General features: G+C 35.5%; 25 protein-coding genes. 5 read left to right on the plus strand and 20 right to left on the minus strand.

Translation table 11 applies throughout. The features are described from left to right. Positions 1 to 264: 264 nt before the first annotated feature. The 6 genes from E4K67_RS04200 to E4K67_RS04225 form a co-directional block, all read right to left on the minus strand. Complete coding sequence (locus E4K67_RS04200; protein WP_338031839.1) at positions 265 to 834, minus strand: recombinase family protein; 570 nt, start codon at positions 832 to 834, stop codon at positions 265 to 267. A 302-nt stretch (positions 835 to 1,136) separates the two neighbouring features. Continuing rightward, positions 1,137 to 1,556: a hypothetical protein gene (locus E4K67_RS04205; RefSeq protein ID WP_135545191.1), complete on the minus strand. Its 420-nt coding sequence runs from the start codon at positions 1,554 to 1,556 to the stop codon at positions 1,137 to 1,139. Positions 1,557 to 1,866: 310 nt separating this feature from the next. Beyond that, on the minus strand, positions 1,867 to 2,361 hold the full coding sequence (locus E4K67_RS04210) for a hypothetical protein (protein ID WP_135545192.1): 495 nt from the start codon (positions 2,359 to 2,361) through the stop codon (positions 1,867 to 1,869). 161 nt (positions 2,362 to 2,522) lie between these two features. Then, positions 2,523 to 2,765, minus strand: a complete 243-nt coding sequence (locus E4K67_RS04215; RefSeq protein ID WP_135545193.1) for a hypothetical protein — start codon at positions 2,763 to 2,765, stop codon at positions 2,523 to 2,525. A gap of 1 nt (position 2,766) precedes the next feature. Further along, a complete protein-coding gene (locus E4K67_RS04220) occupies positions 2,767 to 3,072 on the minus strand; it encodes a hypothetical protein (protein ID WP_135545194.1) in 306 nt (101 codons plus the stop codon). Between the two features lie 22 nt (positions 3,073 to 3,094). After that, entirely contained in the window at positions 3,095 to 3,571 is a 477-nt protein-coding gene (locus E4K67_RS04225) for a hypothetical protein (protein ID WP_135545195.1), read from the minus strand. Between the two features lie 698 nt (positions 3,572 to 4,269). Here E4K67_RS04225 and E4K67_RS04230 point away from each other — a divergent pair. Continuing rightward, positions 4,270 to 4,914: a hypothetical protein gene (locus E4K67_RS04230; RefSeq protein ID WP_135545196.1), complete on the plus strand. Its 645-nt coding sequence runs from the start codon at positions 4,270 to 4,272 to the stop codon at positions 4,912 to 4,914. Positions 4,915 to 5,197: 283 nt separating this feature from the next. Here E4K67_RS04230 and E4K67_RS04235 read toward each other — a convergent pair whose 3' ends face one another. After that, on the minus strand, positions 5,198 to 5,413 hold the full coding sequence (locus E4K67_RS04235; protein ID WP_135545197.1) for a hypothetical protein: 216 nt from the start codon (positions 5,411 to 5,413) through the stop codon (positions 5,198 to 5,200). A 37-nt stretch (positions 5,414 to 5,450) separates the two neighbouring features. After that, positions 5,451 to 5,687 carry a sunset domain-containing protein gene (locus E4K67_RS31715; protein ID WP_199242463.1) on the minus strand — a complete coding sequence of 79 codons (237 nt, stop codon included), beginning with the start codon at positions 5,685 to 5,687 and terminating at the stop codon, positions 5,451 to 5,453. 71 nt (positions 5,688 to 5,758) lie between these two features. Between E4K67_RS31715 and E4K67_RS30060 the strand changes: the two genes are divergently transcribed. Beyond that, entirely contained in the window at positions 5,759 to 5,923 is a 165-nt protein-coding gene (locus tag E4K67_RS30060) for a site-specific integrase (RefSeq protein ID WP_420841525.1), read from the plus strand. 27 nt (positions 5,924 to 5,950) lie between these two features. Here the strand turns inward: E4K67_RS30060 and E4K67_RS04250 are convergent, their stop codons facing one another. The 12 genes from E4K67_RS04250 to spo0A form a co-directional block, all read right to left on the minus strand. Next, on the minus strand, positions 5,951 to 6,892 hold the full coding sequence (locus E4K67_RS04250) for a radical SAM protein (protein WP_135545198.1): 942 nt from the start codon (positions 6,890 to 6,892) through the stop codon (positions 5,951 to 5,953). After that, positions 6,889 to 7,242, minus strand: a complete 354-nt coding sequence (locus E4K67_RS04255) for a MazG nucleotide pyrophosphohydrolase domain-containing protein (protein ID WP_199242464.1) — start codon at positions 7,240 to 7,242, stop codon at positions 6,889 to 6,891. Before E4K67_RS04255 ends, E4K67_RS04250 begins: the two co-directional genes overlap by 4 nt. After that, positions 7,239 to 8,966: a metallophosphoesterase family protein gene (locus tag E4K67_RS04260; protein ID WP_135545199.1), complete on the minus strand. Its 1,728-nt coding sequence runs from the start codon at positions 8,964 to 8,966 to the stop codon at positions 7,239 to 7,241. Before E4K67_RS04260 ends, E4K67_RS04255 begins: the two co-directional genes overlap by 4 nt. 54 nt (positions 8,967 to 9,020) lie before the next feature. Beyond that, entirely contained in the window at positions 9,021 to 9,983 is a 963-nt protein-coding gene (locus tag E4K67_RS04265) for a hypothetical protein (RefSeq protein WP_135545200.1), read from the minus strand. 315 nt (positions 9,984 to 10,298) lie between these two features. Further along, the gene (locus E4K67_RS04270) at positions 10,299 to 11,564 is read right to left on the minus strand and encodes a hypothetical protein (RefSeq protein ID WP_206752177.1); all 1,266 of its coding nucleotides are present in this window, start codon (positions 11,562 to 11,564) and stop codon (positions 10,299 to 10,301) included. Positions 11,565 to 13,251: 1,687 nt separating this feature from the next. Then, positions 13,252 to 15,396 (minus strand): hypothetical protein, encoded by a 2,145-nt coding sequence (locus E4K67_RS04275; protein WP_206752178.1) that lies wholly within the window; start codon positions 15,394 to 15,396, stop codon positions 13,252 to 13,254. Positions 15,397 to 15,667: 271 nt separating this feature from the next. Then, a complete protein-coding gene (locus E4K67_RS04280; protein ID WP_158408391.1) occupies positions 15,668 to 16,354 on the minus strand; it encodes a ParB N-terminal domain-containing protein in 687 nt (228 codons plus the stop codon). A 228-nt stretch (positions 16,355 to 16,582) separates the two neighbouring features. After that, on the minus strand, positions 16,583 to 17,704 hold the full coding sequence (locus E4K67_RS04285; RefSeq protein WP_135545204.1) for a ParB N-terminal domain-containing protein: 1,122 nt from the start codon (positions 17,702 to 17,704) through the stop codon (positions 16,583 to 16,585). Positions 17,705 to 18,318: 614 nt separating this feature from the next. After that, positions 18,319 to 19,005: a helix-turn-helix domain-containing protein gene (locus tag E4K67_RS04290; protein WP_206752180.1), complete on the minus strand. Its 687-nt coding sequence runs from the start codon at positions 19,003 to 19,005 to the stop codon at positions 18,319 to 18,321. Positions 19,006 to 19,423: 418 nt separating this feature from the next. Next, positions 19,424 to 20,677, minus strand: a complete 1,254-nt coding sequence (locus tag E4K67_RS04295) for a DNA polymerase Y family protein (RefSeq protein ID WP_135545206.1) — start codon at positions 20,675 to 20,677, stop codon at positions 19,424 to 19,426. A gap of 634 nt (positions 20,678 to 21,311) precedes the next feature. Next, complete coding sequence (locus E4K67_RS04300; protein ID WP_135545207.1) at positions 21,312 to 22,283, minus strand: tyrosine-type recombinase/integrase; 972 nt, start codon at positions 22,281 to 22,283, stop codon at positions 21,312 to 21,314. A gap of 154 nt (positions 22,284 to 22,437) precedes the next feature. Next, a complete protein-coding gene (gene spo0A, locus E4K67_RS04305) occupies positions 22,438 to 23,238 on the minus strand; it encodes a sporulation transcription factor Spo0A (protein WP_135545208.1) in 801 nt (266 codons plus the stop codon). 398 nt (positions 23,239 to 23,636) lie between these two features. On the opposite strand from spo0A, the gene E4K67_RS04310 reads away from it, so the two are divergent. The 3 genes from E4K67_RS04310 to E4K67_RS04320 all read left to right on the plus strand — a co-directional run bounded on the left by E4K67_RS04310 (position 23,637) and on the right by E4K67_RS04320 (position 26,328). After that, entirely contained in the window at positions 23,637 to 24,620 is a 984-nt protein-coding gene (locus E4K67_RS04310; protein ID WP_135545209.1) for an ABC transporter substrate-binding protein, read from the plus strand. Positions 24,621 to 24,802: 182 nt separating this feature from the next. Continuing rightward, positions 24,803 to 25,558: an ABC transporter ATP-binding protein gene (locus E4K67_RS04315; protein WP_135545210.1), complete on the plus strand. Its 756-nt coding sequence runs from the start codon at positions 24,803 to 24,805 to the stop codon at positions 25,556 to 25,558. Then, positions 25,555 to 26,328 (plus strand): ABC transporter permease, encoded by a 774-nt coding sequence (locus E4K67_RS04320; protein WP_135545211.1) that lies wholly within the window; start codon positions 25,555 to 25,557, stop codon positions 26,326 to 26,328. Before E4K67_RS04315 ends, E4K67_RS04320 begins: the two co-directional genes overlap by 4 nt. The last annotated feature ends 97 nt before the right edge of the window (positions 26,329 to 26,425 follow it).

Genomic DNA, 26,425 nt, shown 5'->3' on the forward strand with positions numbered 1-26,425 from the left:
GACTGATTCCTAGGCTAATTAGCCGAAGAATCTCTCGATAATTGGTCATTTTGACCTCCTATGAAATGTATTTACACCCGTTCCTGAGTGTATATCTACATTTTAATAGGAAGTATCATTAAACGGCTCTCAGGCCAGAAGGTATGCTCTGAAATTCCGGAATTGTGGCTCTCGTGGTCCGGAATAGTAGCTCATTTTGCTCCGGATTATTCACCCCTCCCCATAGCAAACAAAAAAGCAAGGTCATTCGCCTTGCTTCAGATTTTAGATTGCTACTAATAATAATGCTTTTCTTTTCCTCATTTCCCTTGTCAATGTCGCCTTGCTTATCTTAGTCATTTCAGCAACCTGTGTGTAAGAATGCGTTCCTAACAAGTCCAATGCCATATCAATTTGCGTTTGAGTAAACTCTTTAGGTCTACCTTCCTTAAACCCTGCCTTTGTCTTAGCGATTGCTTTACCTGTTTGGGTACGTTCTATAATAGTATTCCTCTCCATTTCAGCAACTGCAAGTAATGTAGTTAGAAAGAATTTACCCATTGATGTATTTTCTAACAATCCAACATTCAAGACATGGACAGCTACCCCTTTATCAAATAGGTTTTGAACTATCTGAATACCCTCAACAGTATTCCTAGCTAATCTGTCAAGTTTAGAAACAACCAAGGTATCACCGTGGTTTAACTCGTCAATGATCTTGTTGAATATTGGTCTTTCGGTAGTAGCACCAGTAAATTGCTCAAGCTCAATATGTGCATTCTCATACCTATTTAAAATCTCCTGCTTTTGCACCTCTAAAGAATAACCTTCTTTCAATTGACCTTTCGTTGACACTCTGGCATATCCCCTAATCATGATCAATAGCCTCATTTCTCCAATGTTATTTTGACTATATGTTTTGACTACATCCAATGCCTTGATTCTACACTATCGAAAAATCATAGTCAATACTGTTAAGTTATGACTATGATCTATATTATTCTGCTCGGAAGGGTCATTGATTGATATTGTGCGTTCCATAATTAGTTTTTCAACCTATGTTATGGATTTAGTATTCTAAAAGCCTTGGTTATGACTGCATTCTTGAAAGTGCTATAAGTGGACAGAAAGGTGTACCTTGCGATACATTTAATCCATTACATGAATATTTGATTTGCTTGATCCATTCTTTGGTTGAATCCTTTGTCTCGAAAATATTGAGGGCAAACATGACAATGATATACTAGTCCAAATTCGGTCATTGACTCAGTTAAATGATTTAATACTTTTTTATTTGTAAGACAAGTAGGACAAAACTTTTCATTGGTTTGACTATTCATATATATCCCAAATTCATTCACAAATTCCAAATTACTTTTTAACTCATTTATGTCTACAAAGTTTAGTCCTGTTTTAATTAGCTTTTCATATTCGCTTTTGTTAATAATCATATGAGTCTTAATATACTCAAATAAAAATTTAAATATAGGAATCATAAATAAAACAAAGGCTACTCCACACCCTGACCAAATAACTTCTGGATGCTGTTTAATGTAATTGAATATATTGTAAATCATATGTGCCTCCAAGATTAACATTTCGTTTTTTCCTTAGGCATTACATTAATAATAGATAGCAAAAGCACAATTTCACAGAAAATAGTAATATAGGACATTGTAATAACTGAAAATTCTAACAGATGCCATACTTTTTGTATTACTAATACAGGGGTTGCCATAATGATGATAAAACTAACCAGAACATAGACCTTTACCCATAATGGTTCACAACCTAAGAATTTTTCTGACAGTGAGTACATGGTATAAAACAACAACATAGAGATTGGAATTAATAGATATATCATAATAACAACACCTCTATTAATTACTATTTTAATAAAGTCATTAATAACTCTTGTGAATCTATGTATTCTTGGGCTAAGCCACCCGTACTATATTCATCCATTTCATGATGGTTATCTAAAAAGAATAAGATAGCCTTCCCTAAGTCATAAATTGTTCCATGGTTAAGTGTAAACAAATATGTTTGGTGTCTTTGGTTTAATAGGTCTAACATGTATTTAGCCGTAAAATCGGATATATGATAGTGCTTAATGAATATTTCCTCCATAAAATAGGAAACATATTCTAATATTTTATCAATTTCATTTAACTTATAATTCTGTTGTTCTAAGATTGGTATTGAACTGGATACGTATACACAAACCATCTCTAATAAGATAGATAACGATTCATCTTTTTTCAGATTATAGTTTGAGTAATTCATTTGATCATTTGCAAAATTTGAAGCTAGATCGTATGTGCTTTGAACAATAGTTTTAGCGGTGTTATTGATATCTCTTTTCTTAAATAGTCCAAACATAAAATACTCCTTTTGCCAACGCTCATGCTAGAACAGGAGACTCAGAATCCTGAGGTGTTGTTCTCTTTTGTCTATCTTAAGCTAGTATTCTCCATCGGCTTTTTCTATCAGTGAGTCATTATCCACCTCTAGTAACAAATAAAATTACTATCTGTAACAACCTATTCAAGAGATCTCAACGCCCCATCAAAATTCATTTGTGCAACTTGGGCATAGTCCTTTCCTTTTTCAATTTCCCAATACTCGAATATGCTTTGATATCCTGCTTTTTGTGCTAATATTTCCAACTCAATCCTCATGCCTTTTAAGATAACTCGTAAAGGCAACTTGTTTTTACGATCAGCCGATTTCTGCCACACAACCGTTATAATAAAAGTCACAATTGCGGTAATAGCTATTTGCAATTTAAAACCCCCTATCTTCCAAACTGTTTTGAGCATTTTCTAAGATTATTTGAGCATATTCAATTTCCTGTTTAATTTCTGATAAGGTTTTTTTTGATATGCTAGAATCGTCTAGCCAATTAGTGTGTCTTGCTTCTTCATCTAATTTTTGTATTGGTGAATCTAATAAATGCCTTGATTCAATAATAGAACCTCTTAACCTACCTATATCTTTTAAATGTTTTTGACTCGAAGAATATCCTATTAGCAGATAAAAGATAGTTGTTATGAGTAATGTAATAAATATCGCATCATATTTTCTTCTCATGATTTCTCCTTACTTAATACACTTATAGTTCCATTCCAATATAGTTTTTTCTTTTACTAGTAATAACAACCGCTACAATCAACCATATTCCTATAACCAAGATTACACAAACCCATATTTTAAGAAGACCATCACTACTCAACCAATAAATAGGGGGAGGTGGTGCTTGAATTGTTTTAGTAGCTGTGTAATAACCAACAATTGGTTTAGTTGTTGCAAATTTAAATACTGACTGAGGTGCATTTCCATAAATGGGTTCTTGATATTCTTCTTGTCTTTCAATCGGCTTTCTACTGGCTTCAAGCCATGACGGACTAACAATTTTTTCAGTATAACTACCATTTTTAATAGTGGTTTGCCAAACAGAACCGTTCCAATGGTCAACTTTTGTTTTAATAGTTGTGCCATTATTAGTTGCCGACCCTAAATCTCCCCATCGTAATATTAGTGCTAAGATCAAAAATCCTAACATAAACGCAGGTACTTTCCACTTCTTCATCTTGATTATCTTCATCCTTTCAGATAGAAATAGTATTTACATAAGAATGGTCACCACATATTCACAAGTATATCACCCTACTATACTACTTTTATGTAAAAACTTGTCACATAATAATAAATAAGCTATATACGTATCATCATTAATAAACGTATATAGCATACAAAGTATCACTAAATCAATCCTCGCCCTTACAAGCCACCTAAATCTCCTAACAATACTTCTGATTGTTCGCTTGGTTGTCTGTAAGTAGAGACAATTGAACTGCCTCTTGTTTTAATCTAACACCTTCTGAACTTGTATGAGGATACAGCTTCCTTTTTTCTTTGTTAAGTTAAATAGAAGCTGAGTCAATTTCAAACGCCCTATAAGCCTTTCTTAACATCACCCTGACATAATCCAACCCTGTCTTAATTCCGACTTAACCTAGCTTGAAATCCATGAAGTTTATGTGTATTAAATACTCTTCCACCCCTATCTGGCAAGGGTTAAACACTTATGTACTAATATACCATTTGACTTGTAACAAGGCACATTGACCCCAGACAGACATCTAGACCCGAACAATATTCATGGATTTAGCAAATCGATCCCTTAGTAAATGATAATGGTACAGCCTTTTATCCTTAAGAAGGGTTTCAAGACAATGGAGCAGAATAGTAACATAACATTCTTAATGTTTTGGAGGCTATACGGCAATGAGTACACAGATCACCCATGAATATAAATACAAGATTTTTTCCAAAGCACAGTTAACAAAGTTTTCCAAAAAACTAGCACGCTTTTACGGAACATCTACATCTAATTACCATATATTCTTGCACTATACAAAAGATGGATACGAAGCAAGTATACAATCCACGTTAGATGAATTAGATGATAATATTTGTAAAATTGGCGTTCCAGTTGAATCTCTTGGATTTCACTATGAGAGTGATATTATTAACTTAACTTTAAAAGTAAAAGGTTTCCCTGACCATTTACGTATTTGGTATATGCTTAATGGCGATATTCAGTACTCCAGAAGATTAGTATTTTTTATTCAAAATAGTTTGCAACTTGAAACGCTTGAAGAAGAGATTAGTCAGCCGACCGTTGTTCTTAGCCGAGACACACCAGACTCATCCTCCTCAAATGGCAATTCAATTAGCAAAGAAGATAATGATTTCGTTATGGATAAATACCAAGAACTTATCAAGCAAATTCAAGGTAAAACCATTGATCATATTGTTGCCAATAAAAAGTTAAATTCTGGTTTTGATATTGTTTTTACCGATGATACAGTTCTTGAGTTATATGCAGATAAATTAGGTTGGGTATTTGAAGAAAATCCCAACAAATAATAGAGGAAAGAATACTTAAGAAATATGGACGTAACACGAAGGCAGAGATTATCGAATTTGCAGAAGGAAAGTTTAGATTCATTTAAGCGACTTTAAGAGTCTCCTTTTGTTCACTGAATTGTGGCTCACCTTTATTATAGCTTTCATACGTTGCCTTTTGTTCTTGTTCAGTATTATTTGTAATTTTAATCCCTTTTCACATGCCAAGAATAGTTATCTTCCTTCTAAAAAATCTCATTAACATGCCTTCATCCAACTTTACACTAGAAGCGTAGACTGTAGCTCATTCATCCTCAAACCGTCTAACAAATCGACTTAATTCCTCGTCCCACATCCACGATGTTTGGTCTTCTGGATTATCCAAGAACTTTACCATTACATCGAATTTCGATGATTTCAAAGCAGACTCGAACCATTCTTCGAGGGAAATATTGAGCGATTTACAAATAGCATCAAGTCGAGCCTTTGTTCTTTCGTCAGATGGGAAACACATAAACATTATAGATCACCTCGTATTTATCAATTAATGATTAATATCAACTTTGACTTCTTCTGAAGCCTGCAGATTGAGCATCCTTCTCGCTATCGAACCATTCTTCTGGAATAGTAGCGTCATAGTATTTGCCACCAGGCATATGATAAATTTTCTCCCCCTTGGCGTTAATATTTCCTTTGATTTTCTGTCCTTGTTGTCCTGCACTATTAGGCTGTGTAGTTGAGAATCCGTTTACAGGTTTAGAGAAAATAAGATTACTCTTAACGGCGATAAACAAAGATAGAAAAGGAATATTTTGGCATTAGCATTAGCAGGTGTGTTAATAACAGCCGCCCCCTTGTAGAATCAATAAAACCTCACCAGTTATGTCATTTCTTCTGCTCAAACGCTCTAGAAAAAGGGTTTACGGTAGCTGAAGTTGCTAATATTGCAGGTCACTCAAACATACACACGACACTCAGATATACCAATCCAAGTCACACTAAGATGATCGAAAAAGTAAATTCTTTATAATGCAAAGAGGTAGGGGGTAACTAAACCCTACCTTCTGTAATCATCCCTCCATTCTTCGGTCAATGGATTTAAACAGAAAACATTATGATCTTGAGTGTTATTACTTATATACTTTGAGATTTTATCAATTTCCGAAATATAACCAATACTAAATCTGGTGCAACCTTTGGTACATGCACACGGGAAAACTTCCCCTTCTAAAGTTACATACAGAATATTAGTTCCTCCTTGGCATTTATGAGCATTATCAAATGGTCTACATGCCGTGAGTTCGGGGAATCCAGAAATTGTTATTTTAATAGGGAACTCATGTCGTTTACTAAAAATATCATAAATAACTTTATTTTGCGTTTGATATGATACACCAATATCTGACCAATTAGTAATAGCACTCCCATTGTGTACCAGTCTCAGGAGTCGTACTTCACTAACTCCTAAATCCGCTAATGAAAGAATTATATACTCTAACTCATTAATGTTTTGTTTAGTCAGTACTAAATGTATCTTAACCTCAACTCCTGCATTGATTAAGTTCGAAATAGATTCTTTAGTATATGCAAAAGAATCTATTTGATTGGTAATTGTATCATGTAATTCTGGTTTAACATGGTACACTGAAATATATACATCGTTTAGCCCAGTCTGTTTCAACATATTTGCTTCTTTGAAAGAAATAGCAGATAAACTGTTATTCGAAGTAATGACACCACAAGTAAATAACCCTATGCCCATAGACGCATCTGCTTTTTTGAAACTTGAAATAATTTCATGAAGATTTTTGTTAATTAGAGGTTCGCCACCTGTTATGTAAACATGTGTGGAAGCATCAAGAATGGAGATAAGCTCTTTAGCTTCCTCTAAAGAATAATTTAGTTGCTGATTCATTCTTAAATCATATGAGGAACAATGTTTACAATCCAGAAGACATTTATTTTCCATCTCAAAATGCACTTCAAAGTTTTTCTTCATATTTTATCACTCTCATATTCTTTAAAACGAATCTTATTCTTTTCCATTTTCGCACTGTACACTTTATCTAAATCAATATCAAGTTGATATATTAACTTGATAACATAAATAAAAATATCTATTATTTCCTCCGATAAATCGTCTTTAACTTCTTCTAGCGTCTTATCTCCTCGGATGACTTTCTTCACAATATTTGTTGCTTCCCCAAATTCCCCTACCATTGATAATAAAAGGAACTCTAATATCTCCAAGTGCTCATTATCGATTATCTGATTCCAATTAAATTTCCCTTTATAATTAGAATCAAACTCCTGTTGTTGAATAATTATTTCTTCAATAGTCATTTTCATTTTAGTCCCTCCATTACTCCTATTTTATTAAGCAAGTCTTCCATTTGTAATGATACTTGAACTTCAATTTTAGAAATCTCCTCGTAATTTGAAGTCTTTTCACATTCTTTCTTTAGAAATTCCATATCTTTCATTAATTTATAGCAAGAATCTATTAACTCAGATGAATAGTAATTGTCATCATTGTCATCCTCCTTCAAGCAATTATATAAATATATTATGCCTTGAGTATTTACTATAGTTTCGGATAGCTCAAATTTCTCCTTAACTAAATCCTTAATTATTAATATTTGTCTTTTTATTACAATTTTCATTAAAGTTCTTTCCTCTAGCATATCTAGTTCAGCTCTTCTAAAACAACTATACTTTTCTTTATATTGTGCTTTAAATGCCAGTATAGTGATATTTATTTTACTAATTGAACGAATACTTTCTTTAATCTTTATACTCATAATGTAAATTTCAGAAAGATTTATCTTCAAAAAATGGTTAACCTCTAATGCTCTTAAATACAGAGTACAAAACAACTCTGTCTTTTCTTCATTAGAGAATCCAAATTGAATAATATCTAAGGATGGTAAAAAATTATCCCCACTACCTGACACATCATTAAAGTTAATAAGAGGTATAATCGCTCTACTACTAGTTGCTTTATTATTAAGTTCACTAATGACGTGGCTTATTCCGTCACTATCACCCGCTCTCATATACTGTCCATGATTGTAATATAGTGTTTTAGGCACTTCAAGCGATTGCCAATCCTTTGCCTTTTCAATATCATTTATGAACGATTTCTCCATATCTACGATAAAATCACTGAACTTGGTCTGAACGTTCATACTCAAATTGTAAATACAACTATGAGCAAATGTCGCATTTCTTACGGATTCATAAACCTCACTTGTACTTAAGCCACTAAAAATATTTATATTTTGTCTCCTATATAGGCACGTCATAACAAATTTATCTATGTCAGAACTGTATCTGTAATTATCTACCTGCTGAACCTGGTTTGCCACAATACTTATCATGTTATATTGATTGTTTACATCATCTACTTTTTTAAAGAATGGACCTACCCCAATAATTCTACATTCTTTAGATACGTTTATATCACTATACCCATGTGTATGCCCATGAAGTACTGCGATCACATTATGCTTTTCAATCAGTTCGATAAACTTATATGTATTCGTGATCGCAGAAAAATCACCTTCATATCGGCTCATTAGCGTATGATGCATTACAATAACTATTGGTTTTTTGCACTTAGCAAGTGCCTCTAAAAGTTCTTCTAATGGTAGTTTTCCATAACTGTGATCCCTATGACTAACTGAATTAGCTAAAATAATATTTATGTCGTCATATTCTTTTAACACAACGCCACTTTCTTCATATCTGTATTCATCAGAGGAGTATAATGTAATGAATTTGTCAAAATCACTAAACGTTCCTCCACATAGGTCGTGATTCCCTGGAACAAATTCATATGAAATTTGTTTATCTACTAAATTTAATTTGATCAAATCAAATAATATTTTTGCATTTTCATATCCATCAACTGATCCGCCGTCAGTAACGTCGCCACATAATATAAATACCAATTTTTCCGTGTTATTACACTCCTGATTAATGCATTCACATAATATGCTTATCTTCGTCTTGCATTCATCCAGATTAATTTTAGAGCTTATATGGAAATCTGATAATTGTATGATTCTCATCTCATATTTCCCCCTACAATATTAAACGCTTCACGCTTCATTAAACCAACAATATTACCAATTTGTTATATATTTATCTTTTTCTCTATTACAAGAATTCTGTCCTGTATACATTGGATCAAATGCATTTAGTAACATTTCTTTTTTAATATAGTCACGTTTATAAATTACCTGTGATTCATATTTATTTATCATTTTTCGAATGTTAATAATATCTGACCTTTCCCCTTCACCCCACTTAGACCAAAAGCAATCAATAAAACTAAACCAAGTATATGAATCAGTCCTAGAAATCAAGAACGAGTGAGATGCATTTTCTTCATTCGCTTCAATTAATTCAAGCACTCTAGCTTTTTTTCTATTAACGTTTTCTTTCTTTAGTACACCTAATAAAATTATTTCGAAATTCTCTAGAGCAGGGAATGAACTGCCACAAGGGCTTGCTAATATAATATCTCCATGATATTCTCCTGGAATTATACCGAAATTGTTCTTAATTGTATCTTCAATAATATTCAAGGCTTTAGACCTCTCATCAAAATGAGAACTAAAAACATTATGATATGCATCAAAAAAAGCTCTATTTATTATCTCAGAACTATTATCAAGTTTCATGAGATCACATATTTCAATCACATCATCTAAATATTCTTTAAATCTACTTTTTGAAATAGTTATAAAAACGGATTTATGATACAAAATGTTACGAGTATTATGATACTGTGATATTCTATCTAGAATATCTATAGAATTAACAAGTATTTCCTTTGTTTCGTTAATGATTACCTCGAAATAACGATAATCACTTTTCGAATTAGTTTTTTTAGCTTTTAGAAAATTCACTAAGAACAGTTCCACCGCATTATCTAAGAGAATATATGCCTGCCTAAGGGAAGTGTCATTTAATTGATTTACTAAGAACATGGAATTTCCAACAGCTTTATAAAATTCTTCTATCCAAGGAAATATTTTTTCTTTTTCATGTTCAATAATTTCAAGTTCAAACCCTTCAAACATTTTTCCACCCCTAACTCCTAATTTTTCAGTATTTCAGCCCTATATTTTGATTGCCTATTCAGAATTTAACAATATTACCTTTTCGACAAATAATTACCTTTTACCTTTACGACTAAATAAAAAACACCCAAACCTTAAAGGGTTGAGTGTTCGTCATCTATTATATTCTCTTCAGATCCTCAAATCTGCTCAATAAAGGGTTTGCTTTGGAGTTTGGTATATGAGGTAGGGAGCAACCCTACTTTACTAGCTCTCTTTTATGAAAAGAAAGAGGGCTAGCCTAACCCTTTTTCTCTTCCTATACTTTGCTCCACTCTACTTCTCTGGGCTATTAACCAAATCCTCACATCGAAATATGGGACAGCTAATACCATCAGCTTCCGAACGTTCTGTATTTAAATCTTTAAATTCGCTGTTAAAATATCTTTGTTTAAACTCTTCAAACTGTTCTGGAGTATTATATGAATAACCATAAATACTATGATACAGCTTGTGAATTGGTCGTGACAAGCATACACCTAATGGATAATCGTAGTGTCGTTCTAAAGTCTTATTGATAATCATTAACATTTCTTCATTTGAATAATCATAAGCTCTCGGCTTGACATGCAAGTCTAATTCATCAAGTGCTTCAAGAACTATCCAGTGAAAGTTGTAAAGATGGTGTATGTCGTCAAATGTATTACCAGTGACAACACATTTGTAATTACATTCTTTCGCACTTTCTTTTTTCCATTCAGACAATTTAGACCTGAGATATTCAAATATTTCACTCAAGGGAAAATTATCTTTACTAAAAATTCTATCTTCCAGTGAACAATACTTACATTTTGTGCCATGTATAAAACTATCGAAAGAAACCTTTTGAATACGGTTCAGGTGCGTTCTGCACCTGTAGAATAAAGCCTGGAACGCATCTTGATAACTAGTTGACAACAACTCGTAACCATTTCCTTCGAAACATGATCGTACATGCTCAAGACTATGTCTCAACGCATTACCAGTTTGTTCCCATCCACAATATTTACATCCTTTACTAACACTTCTTTGGAAGGATTTATAAACAACCTTTTGAATACCCCTTGCAATATGTTTGGTACAAACAAACTCTAAATAGTGATCTACACTTATAAACTCTGTTGATAGTAATTGTAGACCTTCTTCTTCAAACTCTTTTGCAATATCAGAGATATTGTACTTCCTCTTAGAAACTCTACGTTTATCGATTCCCTCTGGTATTTGAGCAACGTTGTTAACACCATATTTAAGTTTGATAACATCACTTTGCTTCTTATATGAACATTTCTTACAAGCATCTAAATCCACTATAGGATTATCATGATGAATAAAATATTTTTTATATGGTGTTTTATATGGTTGGTGGCAATAGTCACACTCTAACTCGATTTTAACATCACTTCCAGTGGGTAGATCACAAATTTTCACTAAGATTTTGGTCCCTCTATGTACTGTTAAAATTCCATCTCTATTAGGTTCTCGAGGAATGGGATAACCCATATCTTCATAACGCTTAATTACCTTAGACCATAAATTAATTTCGATAAATTCATCTTTCAACATAAATTTCAACACCCTCTCGAAATCCTCAAGATCCTTCGTTGTATTACCTTTCCCAAAGTGTTCCTTGGAACTTTGAAGTCCTTCTTGGTAATCAAAATAAGTGGTTAACTCGATTATTTCTTGTTCTGCCAATCGCAATAAGTATTTTACGCACAATATAGCACTTAAACTTGAATCTTTAGATTGAAAAACCCTACTTAATCTGCCTTATTATACCTTCTAATATTTACATTATATACATTTATAGTAATTATTGTAACTATAATTGGTATTTATTCGAATGTTTAATCGTCTATATTTGTTCTAAGTAGTATCATTTATTCCTAAGTCAATTTAAGGCATATATTTAATCGTTTTAATGAAATATAGTTTCAAGGTTTGACTTAGACCATCAGCAATAGTTATGACAACCATATTGTTGTCAACTGGTTTAAGCATTCTACAACGGGAGGCAAAAAACGTGTAAGCATAGTGCTTACACGTTCTAATATATCGGATCATTAATGCAATTCGGCTCCTTTGTGGATAACCTAGGCATTTTTGACGCTCACAACGATGCTTTAAGCGTTCATAGATGACGTATGAAACATAGTGACCTCAATGCCTTTTATGACTCTTCATATGTCAAGAATACTAGTTCCAAAATCTATCTTTTATGTAATACTGCTCAAGGTCATTTTGTGATAACAAAGGAAAATTATTGCTTCTGACTATGTCTAGTATAAAGATATCGTTCTCCAAGTAAAACGGAAGCAAGTGTGGTTTTTGGACACCTGAATTAAACTCTGATTAAATTTACCTAGCTTCGATATCACTTCGATGAAATCCTTATGAGCCAAGGACTTTTGTAGGTTTTAATACACTATTTTAGTTGGAAAACCATCGTAACTCTCGTTATTATATAACTCGCTTATCTGAATAGCTGAGATGTTCTAACAATTATTAACACCCCTATGATAATGGTATCTGTATCCGATATTGTGACAGGATTGAACCACCAAGACACAAATCAATCTCACTCTCATTGTCTTAGAGACTACATAGAAATAGGATAGACACAATATGCCTACCCTTCCTACGAAATAATTTATATCATTGAACCCTGCTCACCATCCAAACATATAAGTCAATCTATTTATCTGTCTGTTGTTAGCAGGGAAGAGGAACTTCAACAGCAGGATTAATCGCTGCGAATCACGCATGGTATATCGAATTTGCATGAGTTCTTCATGTGCAGTGAGATCTTCGCTACGCTACGATCTCATGCACATTCCAGAAACTCATACAAATCCTCTTTTTGATGTACTTTATTTGTGTAGTGTCGTATGCGTAGGCTCTTCGCTTCGCTACGCTCCTAACGAATACGCCATACACAAAATCAAGTACATCAGATGACATACTTTATAATTAATGATTAACGAAACCGTTGCACTACTTATACTAATGAGGCTCTGTAAAGCATCTTTCATTTTTTTACCACTCACACTTTTTGTAGATTAGCAGAAACCCCAAGCCATTAGGAGTGTTTAAGAATCTGCTCGGACAAAGTGTATTATATTAGTAGCGTATCATCCGCATGATGTGCAAAAAAGGTCTTGTCATAAGCCATTATAGCATTTACAATTTCCCGACCTCTGGTAAATTTTTTCGGGGTATCTTTTGCGATCTAATATGATTCTGATGCAACCTATTTTGCCTCCCTGAAAGTTGGCGGTATAAACAAATCTTCCACACTGAAGTCAAATGACCTTTGAAAAACTCTTTGACCTTTATTATACGTGAAAAACTGGGAAGCCATGAACTCTTTAACATGTGAGTGTTCTATTTGCCGATATATAGTATCTGCTTTAAAACGGGATTCTAAAACATCCTGCAGACTCTTTAAACTTAGTTCATCTCCTGCATTCATTTTTTTCAGTTCATCGACAACGGCATACCAACAGCTCGTTTGTTTTGCTACAGTGGCATTATTGATTCCATTAAAATACTTTGTAATCCATTTCCTTCTTTGTAATACAAAATGCTTATCGAGTTCGGCTGTCAGTCCAATGTCATCTTCAAATAACATATAGACATTTGCTTCTTCACCTTGCCGTACACAAATTCTACCAATTTGTTGAATGCAGTCAATAATATATTCACTGAGAGCCAAATGCGCAGAATTCATACTACCTATTGCTAAAGACTTATTGGTATAATACAGTTTCCCTTTATTTAACATCCCTATGAAAACTATATTCTCATAATCTCTAAAATCATTTACCCCTGTAGTAGCCGCTCCGTAGTGCCTAACTGTATACAGCTTAGAATCGAGTTTTGAGAGCGTCAATATCTTCTTCAAATCATCTTCGAAATTGAATTCACCTCCATATTTGTCTACGATGGCTTTATAGCAAATAATCAATGTTTTTTCACATGTTACAGTAATTATATCTTGAATCTCATTAGCAATCAGATTCACATTCTTTAGGTAGAATTTTCTATCTCCCCTGGACTTTCTAAACCGCTTTTCTCCTTCAACAGTTGTAGAATTGTTACTAATTATCAAGGAACTTTTAGTCGTCCTTTGTGAACTATGATATAAATTAACTTTGCCTATAGGTGTTTTATTCAATCCGCCTAAGAAGACAACGTCGCTTTTTTTATAATCTTCGTCTAGTACCTCACCATTTCTTGCACTTGTAGCATCGAGAATAATAGTTTTCTCAAAGTGTTTTGTATAGTTTTCAAGGTTGATATACCTAATATAACTAAACTGCTTCCTACCTTCTTTATGCCAACTTCTGCTTGTTGTACCCCCATAGTTTATGAACTTTTCTACAGCCTCCAAGATCTTGATGTCATTATGATTTTCCATTAGTAATCCGTAAACTTTACTATCAAACTTAACTACATCGTCATACGGAGGTATCACCACAATTGTTCCATCTGACGTTTCTGGGTATTGTAAACCATTGAGGTATGACCCTATTCTTTCAAATTCCTTTTTCATCTCATCAGATAACTTTGAGGCAACTACTCTCGTCAGTATGGCTTCCCACTGATCGAGCAATACATCTCCGATGTCCTTTGTTTCAATTTTTTCATCGATGATTAAAACCTTTCTCCCAGATATACTTTTCGAGATTTCTTCCAAATCATTACTCATAAATAGTCTCTGATGAGTTATAACCATTGCGGGGTGATTATCCACTGCCCATTTACTCGATTTTGCACCACATGTCACTGTACACTCCTTGCATAAAACAGGAGAATATTCTCTGTAACTATCAGACAATTTACCAAACCAATTCTTCGCCGTCTTAGGGTCTTCATATATAAGGCAATCATTATAATTAAATCCTCTAAGCAATCCTGCAATGAATACATCTTCTCTGCGAAGCTCACCAGAGTAGCCAGACTCCTTGTAGACTTTGGTATCGCCATAGTATATGTCTTCTAACTTTTTCATTGGTTCATCACTCAAAGCTACCCAATCTTTCAGAGGTTCAATTTCCTTCAATCCAGTTTGAATACAAAAATCTCTTCCCTCTTGCAGTGTTCTCTTAACTATTACAGTGGAAAATGTGCTATCAATTTCGTAAATGTATTTTACAAACTCCATCAATAATGTTGATTTTCCTTGTCCTATATCTAGATTAACCACAATAGGCTTATCAATTTTCACATCATTTAAGAACAAACTGGCGAGCTTTTTTAAGTTTTCCACTTGCCTTCTGGGAATAGGAATATCTCTATTTAGAGTTTTTCTAAAGTTTTTAATAATATTATTTACATGTTTTTTGTATCCAGCTTTTGTTCTAACTAAATCTGTGATGTCCATGCTCTCCAAGACGTTCTTCTCCTTATTCTTCTGCATTTTTATCAAGGGAACAACAGATCTTTATCGCCTGTCATACCCTTATTTTCATTAACTACTATCCTTTTATGTTCTAACCATTGTTCCATAAGTAAGTTATCGAAGTCCCGCCTTCAAGACAATTAGACAAGCAATACGTCGTTCGCAATCTCAGCGCATAGCCATTGATCTTACCCTTATTGACAGATAGCCTTCTCCTACTCAACTTCTATCAATAATTCCTAGCACTACATTGCTTTCTTGACTATGTACGCTTCTTAGGTGACGCTGACCATTTAGACAGTTGTTCCCGCAAGGAGTTAATCGTCGTATAGTCAGTGTTGTCTACTGCCAATTTCTTATCGAGTGCCTGTTCTAACTGAGTTTCAAGGGTTTCGTTTTCCTTTTGAAGAGCATCCTTTTGATTTGATAAACTCTCGTAGTCTTGCTCAAGGTTTTCTTTTTCTTGTTCAAGTTCTTTCTTAGCTTGTTCGAGTTCTTGCTTTTCTTTTTTGAGAGTGGTATAAGCACCGTTGATTGATAATTTACCGTCATCTAGATCTTTGATCATTTCCTCTGTTGCGTTTTCCTCTATGTATTTGGCTTTCTCAAATTGTTTCCCTGAACCAAAACCTGACTTGTCGGCTACAATATCTCTGGATTCTCCTTTTTCAGCTTCCGTAGAATTCTCCGTAAGCTGACTCTTGCCATTCAACTCAGATTGTCTCTCCTTTGCCTTCAACCTTTCAACTCTTTCCAATCTCTTTGCCCAATCAACACGTTCACTGAAGGTAAAGTCTTTGCGGTTCTCATTCTCTGAGATTTCGATCTGCAATTGATGCTCACTGTCCTTTACAGACATGACCCTTACTTCAATTTGTTGATAGTTTAACAACATACAAGCTCTTAATCTGCGTTCGCCCGCAATCAATTCATTTGAAGGTGTTACCACAGGAGGGTTGATTAGATATTATATATTCTCTGCTCCAAGACGGTAGACGGTAATTAATGTCTTCCTATGTCAAACGGACATAATGTCCTCTTAAACCGTCAATGAGTGATCCCACACAACTTCTCACTGTAAACCTTACCTTGCTTAACTGGATTGTTTTTCAACCTGCCGAAGTTGGATGTCAATGGGATATAAATTTTAATGTAGTAGTATATTTTCAACGAACTATCATTTAAATTTGTTTTTTAAATCTACAAGGTTCTCAATAATCTCATCCATATAAGCAACAAAGTTACTTTTATCTTCCGCAGTCATTATTTCTGGTAAATTATATCTATTGAAAATCTTTTCATGTGCGATCCTTATTTGGTCTTGAATACAAGATTTAATTGACAATAATTCATCTGAAACAACAAGGTAATCCATGAATATTTTTGGTGTTTTCATATCCTTAATAACTGCTTCCGAAGGTTGATATTGACTTGTCTCTGTCGAAGTATTAATCTTTTCAACTTCAACTTTAACTTTAGGTTCGAGAGGAGGAGCTTCTTGCCCAGAGGACGATTTTTGCGAATCGTCTATCTCAACTTTATCTACTTTTGGTTTTGGTGTTTTTTGTTTCCTTTCTTGACGTTCTCTTATAGGTACATTAATCTTCTTGTCTTCAGATTCTAAGATCTCTTTTCTTAAGACTTCAATGTCTGCTGTACCATTTTTAATTTGGTTCCCAATGTTGATCACATCTTGTTTAGAGATTATTTTTTCCTTGTTCAGGATTATGTTCTTAGCTTTGATTCCAAAAGTATCACCAATTATATTTAAGGCAACGGCATACTTACCATCTTCCCTGATCGTGCGTTCACTTACCTGATGTTCTTTGCCTATCCTTTCTGCTGTTTTGACTGTTGGGAATAGTTCATTCTTGGTTTCCCCTTCGCTTTCATTTTGCAGAGTGGCAGAATGTTCCACTCTGCTATTAAATTGATTAGCACCTGTACCTCCCCACTTATTCTTCTCATTCTCATATTGAAATCCTCTGAGATAAGCCTTCGTTTCATCGTTGATGTTACGTCTGGCAAACTGATGCTTAATGATCCAATCTAGAACATCTTCATGAGTGTTAAACTCCATCTCAGTTATTCTGAACTCTAAATTATGTTTCGTACAGATGTTATGACGGTTGTGACCGTCAATTATGTATGTGGTCTCCGTAGTATTGTCTGTCCAAACTTTTAAAGATTCGGTACATCCCTCCTCTAGGATAAGTTCTTCTAGTTTGGTGAACTCTTCTTGAGACAGAGGAGGGAGTAAGTCTCTAAACCGTTGATCAATATGTAATTCTATGTCCATTAATTTCCTTCCTTCTAAATTACCATCTTCATTTCTCTACCTAACTGGGTATCCACCATCCAAGTGATCACTTCATCCTTGGTGTCGAAATCAAGTGTAAATGTATGGAACTCAATATTATGTTTCGTACAGATGTTGTAGCGGTTGTGACCATCTACAATATATCCATTCCAAATGGCTAGAGGATCTCTACAGCCGTCTGTGATTATGTTTTTCTCCAGTTGGTCAAATTCATCTGCGGTGAGATGTGGGAATAGATCCCGTAATTGCTCGTCAATGTTAAACTTTTGATTCGTTCATTCATTTATTTATTTCCTCCGTCTATGTTTATGCATTATACGTCTATGCACTTCTTACTGAAAGATAGTCTCTCTATGTACTCAATATCAGTATCCTATGATCTCGCCTTGGACTTATTTGCATGTGAGTGTATCTCATCACCATTGATCATTTAACCACATAACTTCGCCAGGTTTGCTGAATAACTTTTTCCATTCATCACCTCCTTCAATAAGTTACACATTTCGCCGTAATCCCCCCCTTCAGTCTGTTGTTTCTACAAGTCTGTTGTTTCTACAAGTCCGTTGAATGCCTATGACACATGATCATCTCCGCTATCTTTGTAAACTTTTTTGAGTCGCCACTGGTTTCATCTCTTTCCTGATTAATTCAACGAGATTATTCGTGAAAATGTCTGAATCAAACCCGCCATTGGTAGCTATTGACAATGCCCTTACAACCTTACTGAAAATATTTTGGTCAGCTTTTGAATCTAAGTTTATAATTTCTTCAAAGAAGTTTACTTTTGCTTCTGCTTCTAAAAGGGCTTTTTCGTAAGAGACAGATGTCACTCCATAGTTATCCTCTTGTTCTTTCATGCAATTTTCAATAATGCCACTTAATCTGCCTTCAATTTTTTTAGTTAACATGGCTTTACTGAGTTTATATTTTCGGATTATGTAATCCGACTCATCGATAATTCTGTGATGACTAATATACTTTTCACCTGTATCAGGGTCAGTAACTTCAGTTTCGATTTCTTCAACTTCTTTGTTAATTTTAACAATTCTCACCTTGGAATCCTCAATGTCGTCCATTTTATCCTTAAGTAAAAAGCCTCTATAATCATTCGGAAGATTTTTATTGAGCCCAAAGTACTCAACCAATTTATTTAATACATCATCAGTAATTATCCTATTACCCTTCTCGATTTGCCCAATTAATTGTTTACTAACGCCTATGGCGTCGGCTAACTCTTGCATACTGATTTTATAAATTTTCCTGAGCTCTCTTAACACCATTGTCATCACCCGTTTCTTGTTTACTTTTTGTCTACAAGATATAATAACATCTTGGTGACTAATTGTCAACAAAGGGTGTTTTTATAGTCCTTCGTGATTATAGGCTTGTCCATGAGGTCCTAATGGTAGGATAGCAATTTATAAATCCGACTGTTGTTAGAGAGATAATTAGACTATTTCTCTCAACATTAGAACTTAAGCAACAGAAATTCTTGGGGAAACAACACACAGGACTAAACCTCTCTGATGGTCAATTTTCCCTGAAAAAAGCCCTCACAAGAGTTATGAAGACGCTGTGAGGGCTTTTCTGAATCATCAGGATTATATTTTGTTTCTGAGAAACACCTGGGGATGTTACAAAGCCTCCAAGCACGTACAAAGCTAACAACTCATCCGTTACCTTAACTGGTTCATAAAGTTACAATAGACTACTCATCATCGGATATTCCTCATCATCCATTGTCCCTCCACTGCTGAAGCGAACTCCGCTATTCAAAAATGAAGATCTAAACACTGAACCATTACCAAACCTTGAACGTAAAGAATCAACGGCTTGATCCACTGCACGTTGCTTAACATAGTCTTTCTCGAATAATGCTAACTGATAAAAATCATTCTGACATAGTTCGGAAACACGAACTCCTAAATGTCGAACAGGTTCACCTGTCCAAAGCTCATCAAACAATTCGCAAGCAATTTCATGAATGGCGTTAGTACAATCAATTGCAGAGAGGATCTTCCTCTGGTGAGAACAAGAATAGAATTCATTAGTTTTTAGCGAAACAGATACCAACCTAGCACAATAACCTGATTGCCTTAACCTTGCGGATACTGTCTCGGTCAATGACAACAAGACCAAATGTGCAGCCCCTTTATCCTCTACATCAAAGGCAATTGTTGTGGAGTTGCCAATGCCTTTAATCATGGGTCTGCGATTTTCTCTTACTGGACTGTACTCAATTCCGTTAGCGTAATTCCAGACGAGCATACCGTGGCTCATCAGAAATAATTTGATAAGCTTGGGGTCATAATTAGCAAGATCACCAATTGTAGTAATAGCTCTGCTCCTTAACTTCTTCGCAGTAGCCCGTCCAACCATGAACAATTCTTCGATGGGTAAGACCCACATCTTTGTTGCAATTTCATCTGGGAAGATAGTATGAACCTTATCAGGTTTCTTTAATTCTGATGCCATTTTAGCTAGGATTTTGTTCGTACTAATGCCGATATTAACAGTAAAACCTAGCTCATTCTTAATTCGATTTTTGATTGTATATGCCGTTTCAACTGGTTCTTTATATAGACATTGCATGTTGCTAAAGTCCACAAAATACTCATCTATTGAATACTGCTCGATTACAGGTGAATATTCACGGAGAATATCACCAAAGGCTTTAGAGCATTGCATATATAAAGAATAATTGGGTCTAACGATAATTAACTCTGGGCATTTTGCACTAGCACTGAAAATACTCTCACCTGTTTGAATATTAAATTTCTTAGCAGGAATTGATTTTGTTAATACTATGCCATGACGAGTCACTGGATCTCCACCAATCACAGAAGGTACAGTTCTTAAGTCTAATGGATCACCATGCTGAAGTCTGTGAACAGCCTCCCATGACAAATACGCAGAATTTACATCAATATGGAATATAATTCGTTGACTCATAAGAACCATGATTCCATAATTATTCTCATGTCAACCACACCTTGCCCAATCTCCAGTGATACATTCTGTGCATCCACCAGAACGTATGAGTTTGTTTTGGCACACTGGGCATTTGTCATGTTGTATTAACCATTGTTCACACGGTTCTAAGCAATAAGTCTTTCGTTTACAATCAATGCATATATCTATCATTTCATTCGCCTCACAGTACATATATTTGGTACAAATAGAACATCTGTTCTTATTATAACCATCTTCTGTGATAATATCAATAAAAAAACCCCTTAGAAGGCATCTCTCCCACAGGACAAATATTTTTCAGCCACAAAAAATACTCATCCTTTCTATGAAAGAGGATGAGTATTTTGCACTGTAACGCACACAAAGCACGTTCTAAGACGTTCAATTCAATGGGTGGGTATGAGTTTGCTTTAATATACGTTAAATGCCAGTTAGTGGGCTAAATTTTAGATGTTGCCTATCCACGCTCTCATTATCCAGTTGCAAGTAAACCTTTGTTACTTCTAAAGAGTAGTGACCCATAATACGACTTAGAGAATAAAGATCACCACCATTAAGCAAATAATATTGAGCAAAATTCGCCCTAATTCTGTATGGAAATTCAAATGTGATTCTATCTAAGATTCAAACCATTTAACGGGCTGAACTTCTGATATTGTCGATTTACACTTTCATCATCGAATTGAAGATAAACCTTTGTAACCTCCAAATTTGAATGTCCTAAGATTCTACTAAGAGTTAAAATATCTCCACCGTTCAAAAGGTAATATTGAGCAAAATTAGCACGCAATTTATGAGGATATAATTCGATTTTTAACTCATTACCTATTTTTCTTAATGCCTTTTCATAGAGATTAATGGCTAGTAGCGTTCCCCTATTTGTTGGGAAAAGAAGATCATTGGTCATATAGCGATCTTTATATTTAAGCCATTGATTCAATTCTTTCTTCAACTTGGGAGAAAAGAAAACAGGACGTTCCTTTTTGTTCTTGGTGTATCGCAATACGACAACTTGATTAGTTAAATTCACATCATCAACCTTTATTTCTAAACATTCAGAGATTCGACAGCCTGTATCCAAAATAACCAAGGTAATAATATAGTTCCTATACTCATTGAAAATAGTTTTATTAAAGGAATTTAGGATTGATTTAATTTCTTTTTCACTAAGCATTGCTTTAATACGTTCTGATCCTTTGAGCAGTTTAATTTTCAGCATAGGGTTTTTTTCAATTTCATCTTCATCCGCTAACCAATTGAAAAAAACCTTAATATTTCTGACATAATTATTGATAGTATTCACGCTAATTGGTTTTCCGAAGTCAGTTCGAGCAGAAGGCTTATTATTCCCTTTCTCTTCCATGCAAGTATATTTTCCACGTTCTTGTAGAAATTTTACATAATGCCGAATATGATTTTTTGTTACATCTTCAACATCATCAACCGTATGTTCTTTGACGAGATAGTTTGAAAATAATTTCAGAGTTGTTTCATAAGATTTTAGTGTCTTAGGGGAAAGATTTCGACTAGAACAATACAGCATATACTCTTCGATTTTCAGGTCAAAATTTGAATACTTTAACATAATTGCCTCCTCATCATACCCATTAATGTATGAAGGAAAGCGTTTAGCGAACAAAAAGTTTATGGGTTTTAATGAACCTTGTTTATAGCACTTTAAAGTACCATTTTTAAAAGTTCATTGGTTTATAAAACCCTGCATCCGTTGGTACAAGCCCTTAGCTCACTTTACCCATTACTCTAAATTTATCAGCGAGAAGTGCAATGAATTCGGAGTTAGTGGGTTTTTGGCGTTCGATATCCATAGAATATCCAAAAATCCGTTTAAGCGTATCAGTATTTCCACGTTCCCACGCAAGCTCTATCGCATGACGAATTCCGCGTTCTACCCTACTTGGTGCAGTATCATGCTTTTTTGCGATGCCAGGATAAAGCTCCTTGGTTACCGCGCCTAATAAGGAAACATCCTCTACCACCATCAGAATTGCATCTCGAATATATTGGTAGCCCTTAACATGAGCAGGGATCCCAATTTGGTGCATCATCGTGGTCACTTCACTGAATAGATTGAGCCCACTTCCCACGGTAGTTATTACTGGACAGTCTGAAGAAGTAAACTGAACAGGAATGGATGACGACATATCCTCCATTAAAGAACGTATCCGTTTAGCAAGAAAATCAAGGTCAAATGGTTTCAAAATAAAGTAATCCACTCCGAGTGTCATAGCTTGATTCATCAAAGATTCCTGACCAAAAGCCGTTAACATGATAATTTTAGGACGTATCATGGTTGCTCGGGCATTGATTCGTTCCAATACGCTTAAACCATCTAAATTTGGCATCACAGCGTCAAGAATAATCAAATCTGGTCCCTGGGTTTGAATAAGCTCCCAAGCTTCTAAACCATTATAAGCCACGCCAACTATGTTGAGATCTTCTTGACCTTGAAGATAGTTCTGTAACATTTGACAAAGGTTACGGTTATCATCTGCAACAATAATTTTAATTTCCTTACCCATTCGCCATCATCCTGCCTAACTGTATTCCGGTACATTTTATTCTCTTTAAGCAATTACATCGACCGGTATCGTAATTATACGTTATGGACCTTGTCGAAATCGTAATAAATATGAGGATTTCGTAAAGCTGTGCATACTTCGAAAAAGCCTATCTATAAGGGTTTATGGATATTATTGGAAATAATAATAGCGCAAATTCCACACATGTTCTTATGTGAAAGTAAAAAATAAGGAATTCACGTGAATTAAGTAAAATTTCAATGCGATTCCGTATGGCATGGTTAAATAAAGTCATAATGAAGAAAGCCTAGATTTTAAAGAGGAATCACATATTTTTTGTCGAAACTATTTAAATTAAGCTACAGAATATAATTAGTATGAATAGGGGATCGAGATTAATGAAAAAATCAAGTTATTGGCTTACTATTTTAAGTGTTGTTCTCAGTCTGACCATCGGTGTTTCCGGTTGCGCTACAACTAAGGCCCCTGATAATAATCAACCAACAAAAAGCTCAGTGAAAACTGTTAAAATTGGTGTATTGCCTATTGAAGATAATTTGCCGTTTTATGTTGCGGAAAAAGATGGCCTCTATGCCAAAGAAGGAGTTCAGGTTGAACTTATAAGCTTTGCGAGTGCCCTGGAACGAGATACCGCCTTACAAGCAGGACAAATCGATGGGGAAGTCGCAGATATGGTAGCCGTGGCTTTATTAAAGAAAATTGGTACTGATGTAAAGATTGCTTCAATCGGGCTCGGGGCAACTCCCAATGAAGGGCGTTTTGCGATTTTAACGTCTCCCAAGTCAAATATTAAGGATCTGACTAGCTTAAAAGGTGCGACCCTAGGGATATCTCAGAACTCGATTATTGATTATGTCAGCGATCAAATGCTGCTGGATAAAGGAATCTTATTAAACGATGTCGTGAAGATGTCGATCCCTAAGATGCCTGTGCGCGTTGACATGTTGCTCTCGGACCAAATCAATGCCGCTTGTCTTCCTGACCCGTTAGCTTCGCTAGCTCAAGCCAAAGGGGCTCATCTAATTATCGATGATACTTACCGAAATATTTCCCAGACAGTTTTCTTATTTCGAACCCAAAGCATCAAGGATAACCCTGAAGGAATTAAAGCTACCATACGAGTTTATGGCACTGCTGGACAGGCGTTAAGTAAAAATCCCGATCAATATCGCGATTTATTTTTAGAAAAAGCTCAAATTCCAACTGATTTAAAAGAAAGTTATGAAACACCTACCTTCTCGAAACTTCAACTTCCAACCGAGGAAGAAGTCAATAGTGTAATGAAATGGATGGTCGATAAAAAGCTCATACCTCAAGCTTATGGCTATCAAGATTTAGTGGATTCCACTCTTCTACCCTAATCGTGGTTCGTGGTTCGTGGTTCGTGGTTCGTGGTTCGTGGTTCGTGGTTCGTGGTTCGTGGTTCGTGGTTCGTGGTTCGTGTCTACTTTAAACCTTCCATTTCGAGTATTCGAGGTTCGAACCTCGAATACTCGAGTCCGGTCTCTAATTTCCGATATCGATTATAAGGAGCGAATAACCTGTGATTGAAGTTTCCCATTGTGATTTAGCTTATGTTCAAGGAGCGTCACAGGTCAAGGTCTATGACGATTTTAGTTTGAAGGTTGAACAAGGAGAAAGCTTAGTATTAATAGGCCCATCAGGCTGCGGTAAGAGCACACTTCTCTATCTATTAGCTGGGTTGCTGCGACCAACAGGCGGAGAGCTCAGGATTTTGGGGGAGCGGGTGATGGGTACTCGGCTGAAAACAGCCTTTATCCTGCAAGAATATGGGCTCTTTCCTTGGCTTACTGTGGAGCAAAATGTGAGTTTAGGGTTGCGAGTTCGGCATATGCCCAAGCGGCTGTATCAGGGAGCAGTCCAAGAAATACTCCACAAAATGGGTTTGTGGGAAGTGAAGCATCATTTCCCAAGTCAGTTGAGTGGAGGGCAAAGACAACGAGTAGCTTTGGCTCGGGTGTTAACCTTACAACCGGATCTGCTCTTGATGGATGAGCCTTTGTCTGCCCTCGATGCCTTGACCCGTGAACGATTGCAAATACTTTTATTGGATATCTGGCAGGAACAAAAGTTAACCACTGTTTTAGTCACTCACAGTATTGAAGAGGCTGTTTTTCTAGGTAGCCGTATCTTGGTGCTGGCGGATGGCCGTCCCACTCATGTCATAGGCGAAATACTGAATCCGCTCGTTGGACAAAGTGGCTATCGTCAGACGTCGGAATTTTTTCAGAATACTAGCTACGTTCGTTCTCTCTTGGAAGGGGGAATGGTGGGATGATTAAACGAGGTAGTGGCTTTCAGCGACAGTTCCTTGGGTATTTTGGAGCTGTTTTATTTTTGTTAGCACTTTGGCAATATGCCGCCTGGAGTCTTAATTCTCCCCTTTTACCTACACCTCAGGCAGCTATAAAAGCCACTGCTCGATTGCTGTTCGAAGCGAGCCTTGGGATGCACCTTTGGGTCAGCACGTATCGAGTCGTCCTATCGACATTAATCTCCTTACTCCTTGGTCTTCCTCTAGGTTTGATTATGGGGTATGAACGGCGAATTGACCGGTTTTTAGCCCCATTGGTTTATATAATCTACCCTATCCCGAAGATTGTCTTTCTTCCTTTGATCCTTTTGTTTCTAGGTCTGGGGGACGGTTCAAAGATTTTTCTAATTACGTTTATCGTCTTTTTTCAAATTTTAGTGACAACACGCGATGCCGTTCGAAAAGTACCTGCTGAAACGGTTTCCTCTCTGCGTTCTCTGGGTGGAAACCGAGCTCAAATCTATCGATACGTGCTCTTGCCTGCGAGCTTGCCCGATGTTCTGACCTCTCTTCGCCTGAGCATGGGAACAGCGATTGCTGTTTTATTCTTTGCCGAGTCGTTTGCTACGACTGAAGGCTTAGGTTATTTTATTATGGATTCATGGAGCCGCGCTGCCCCAGATGAGATGTTTGCCGGAATCATTATGATGGCTCTTCTCGGAGTTAGTTTATTTATTGTCGTAGATCTTTTAGAAACGATCTTTTGCCGCTGGCAGCATGTCAAAGAAAACTGAGCGAACGCATAAATCCGAAATTATAGCGAAAAAAATTGCCGCTACTCACAAGTAGTAGAAGGCAATTTTTTTGTATCCAATTGTTCGAGACAACCGA

Origin of the sequence: Desulfosporosinus fructosivorans, assembly GCF_004766045.1 — a bacterium.
Lineage (GTDB): Bacteria > Bacillota > Desulfitobacteriia > Desulfitobacteriales > Desulfitobacteriaceae > Desulfosporosinus > Desulfosporosinus fructosivorans.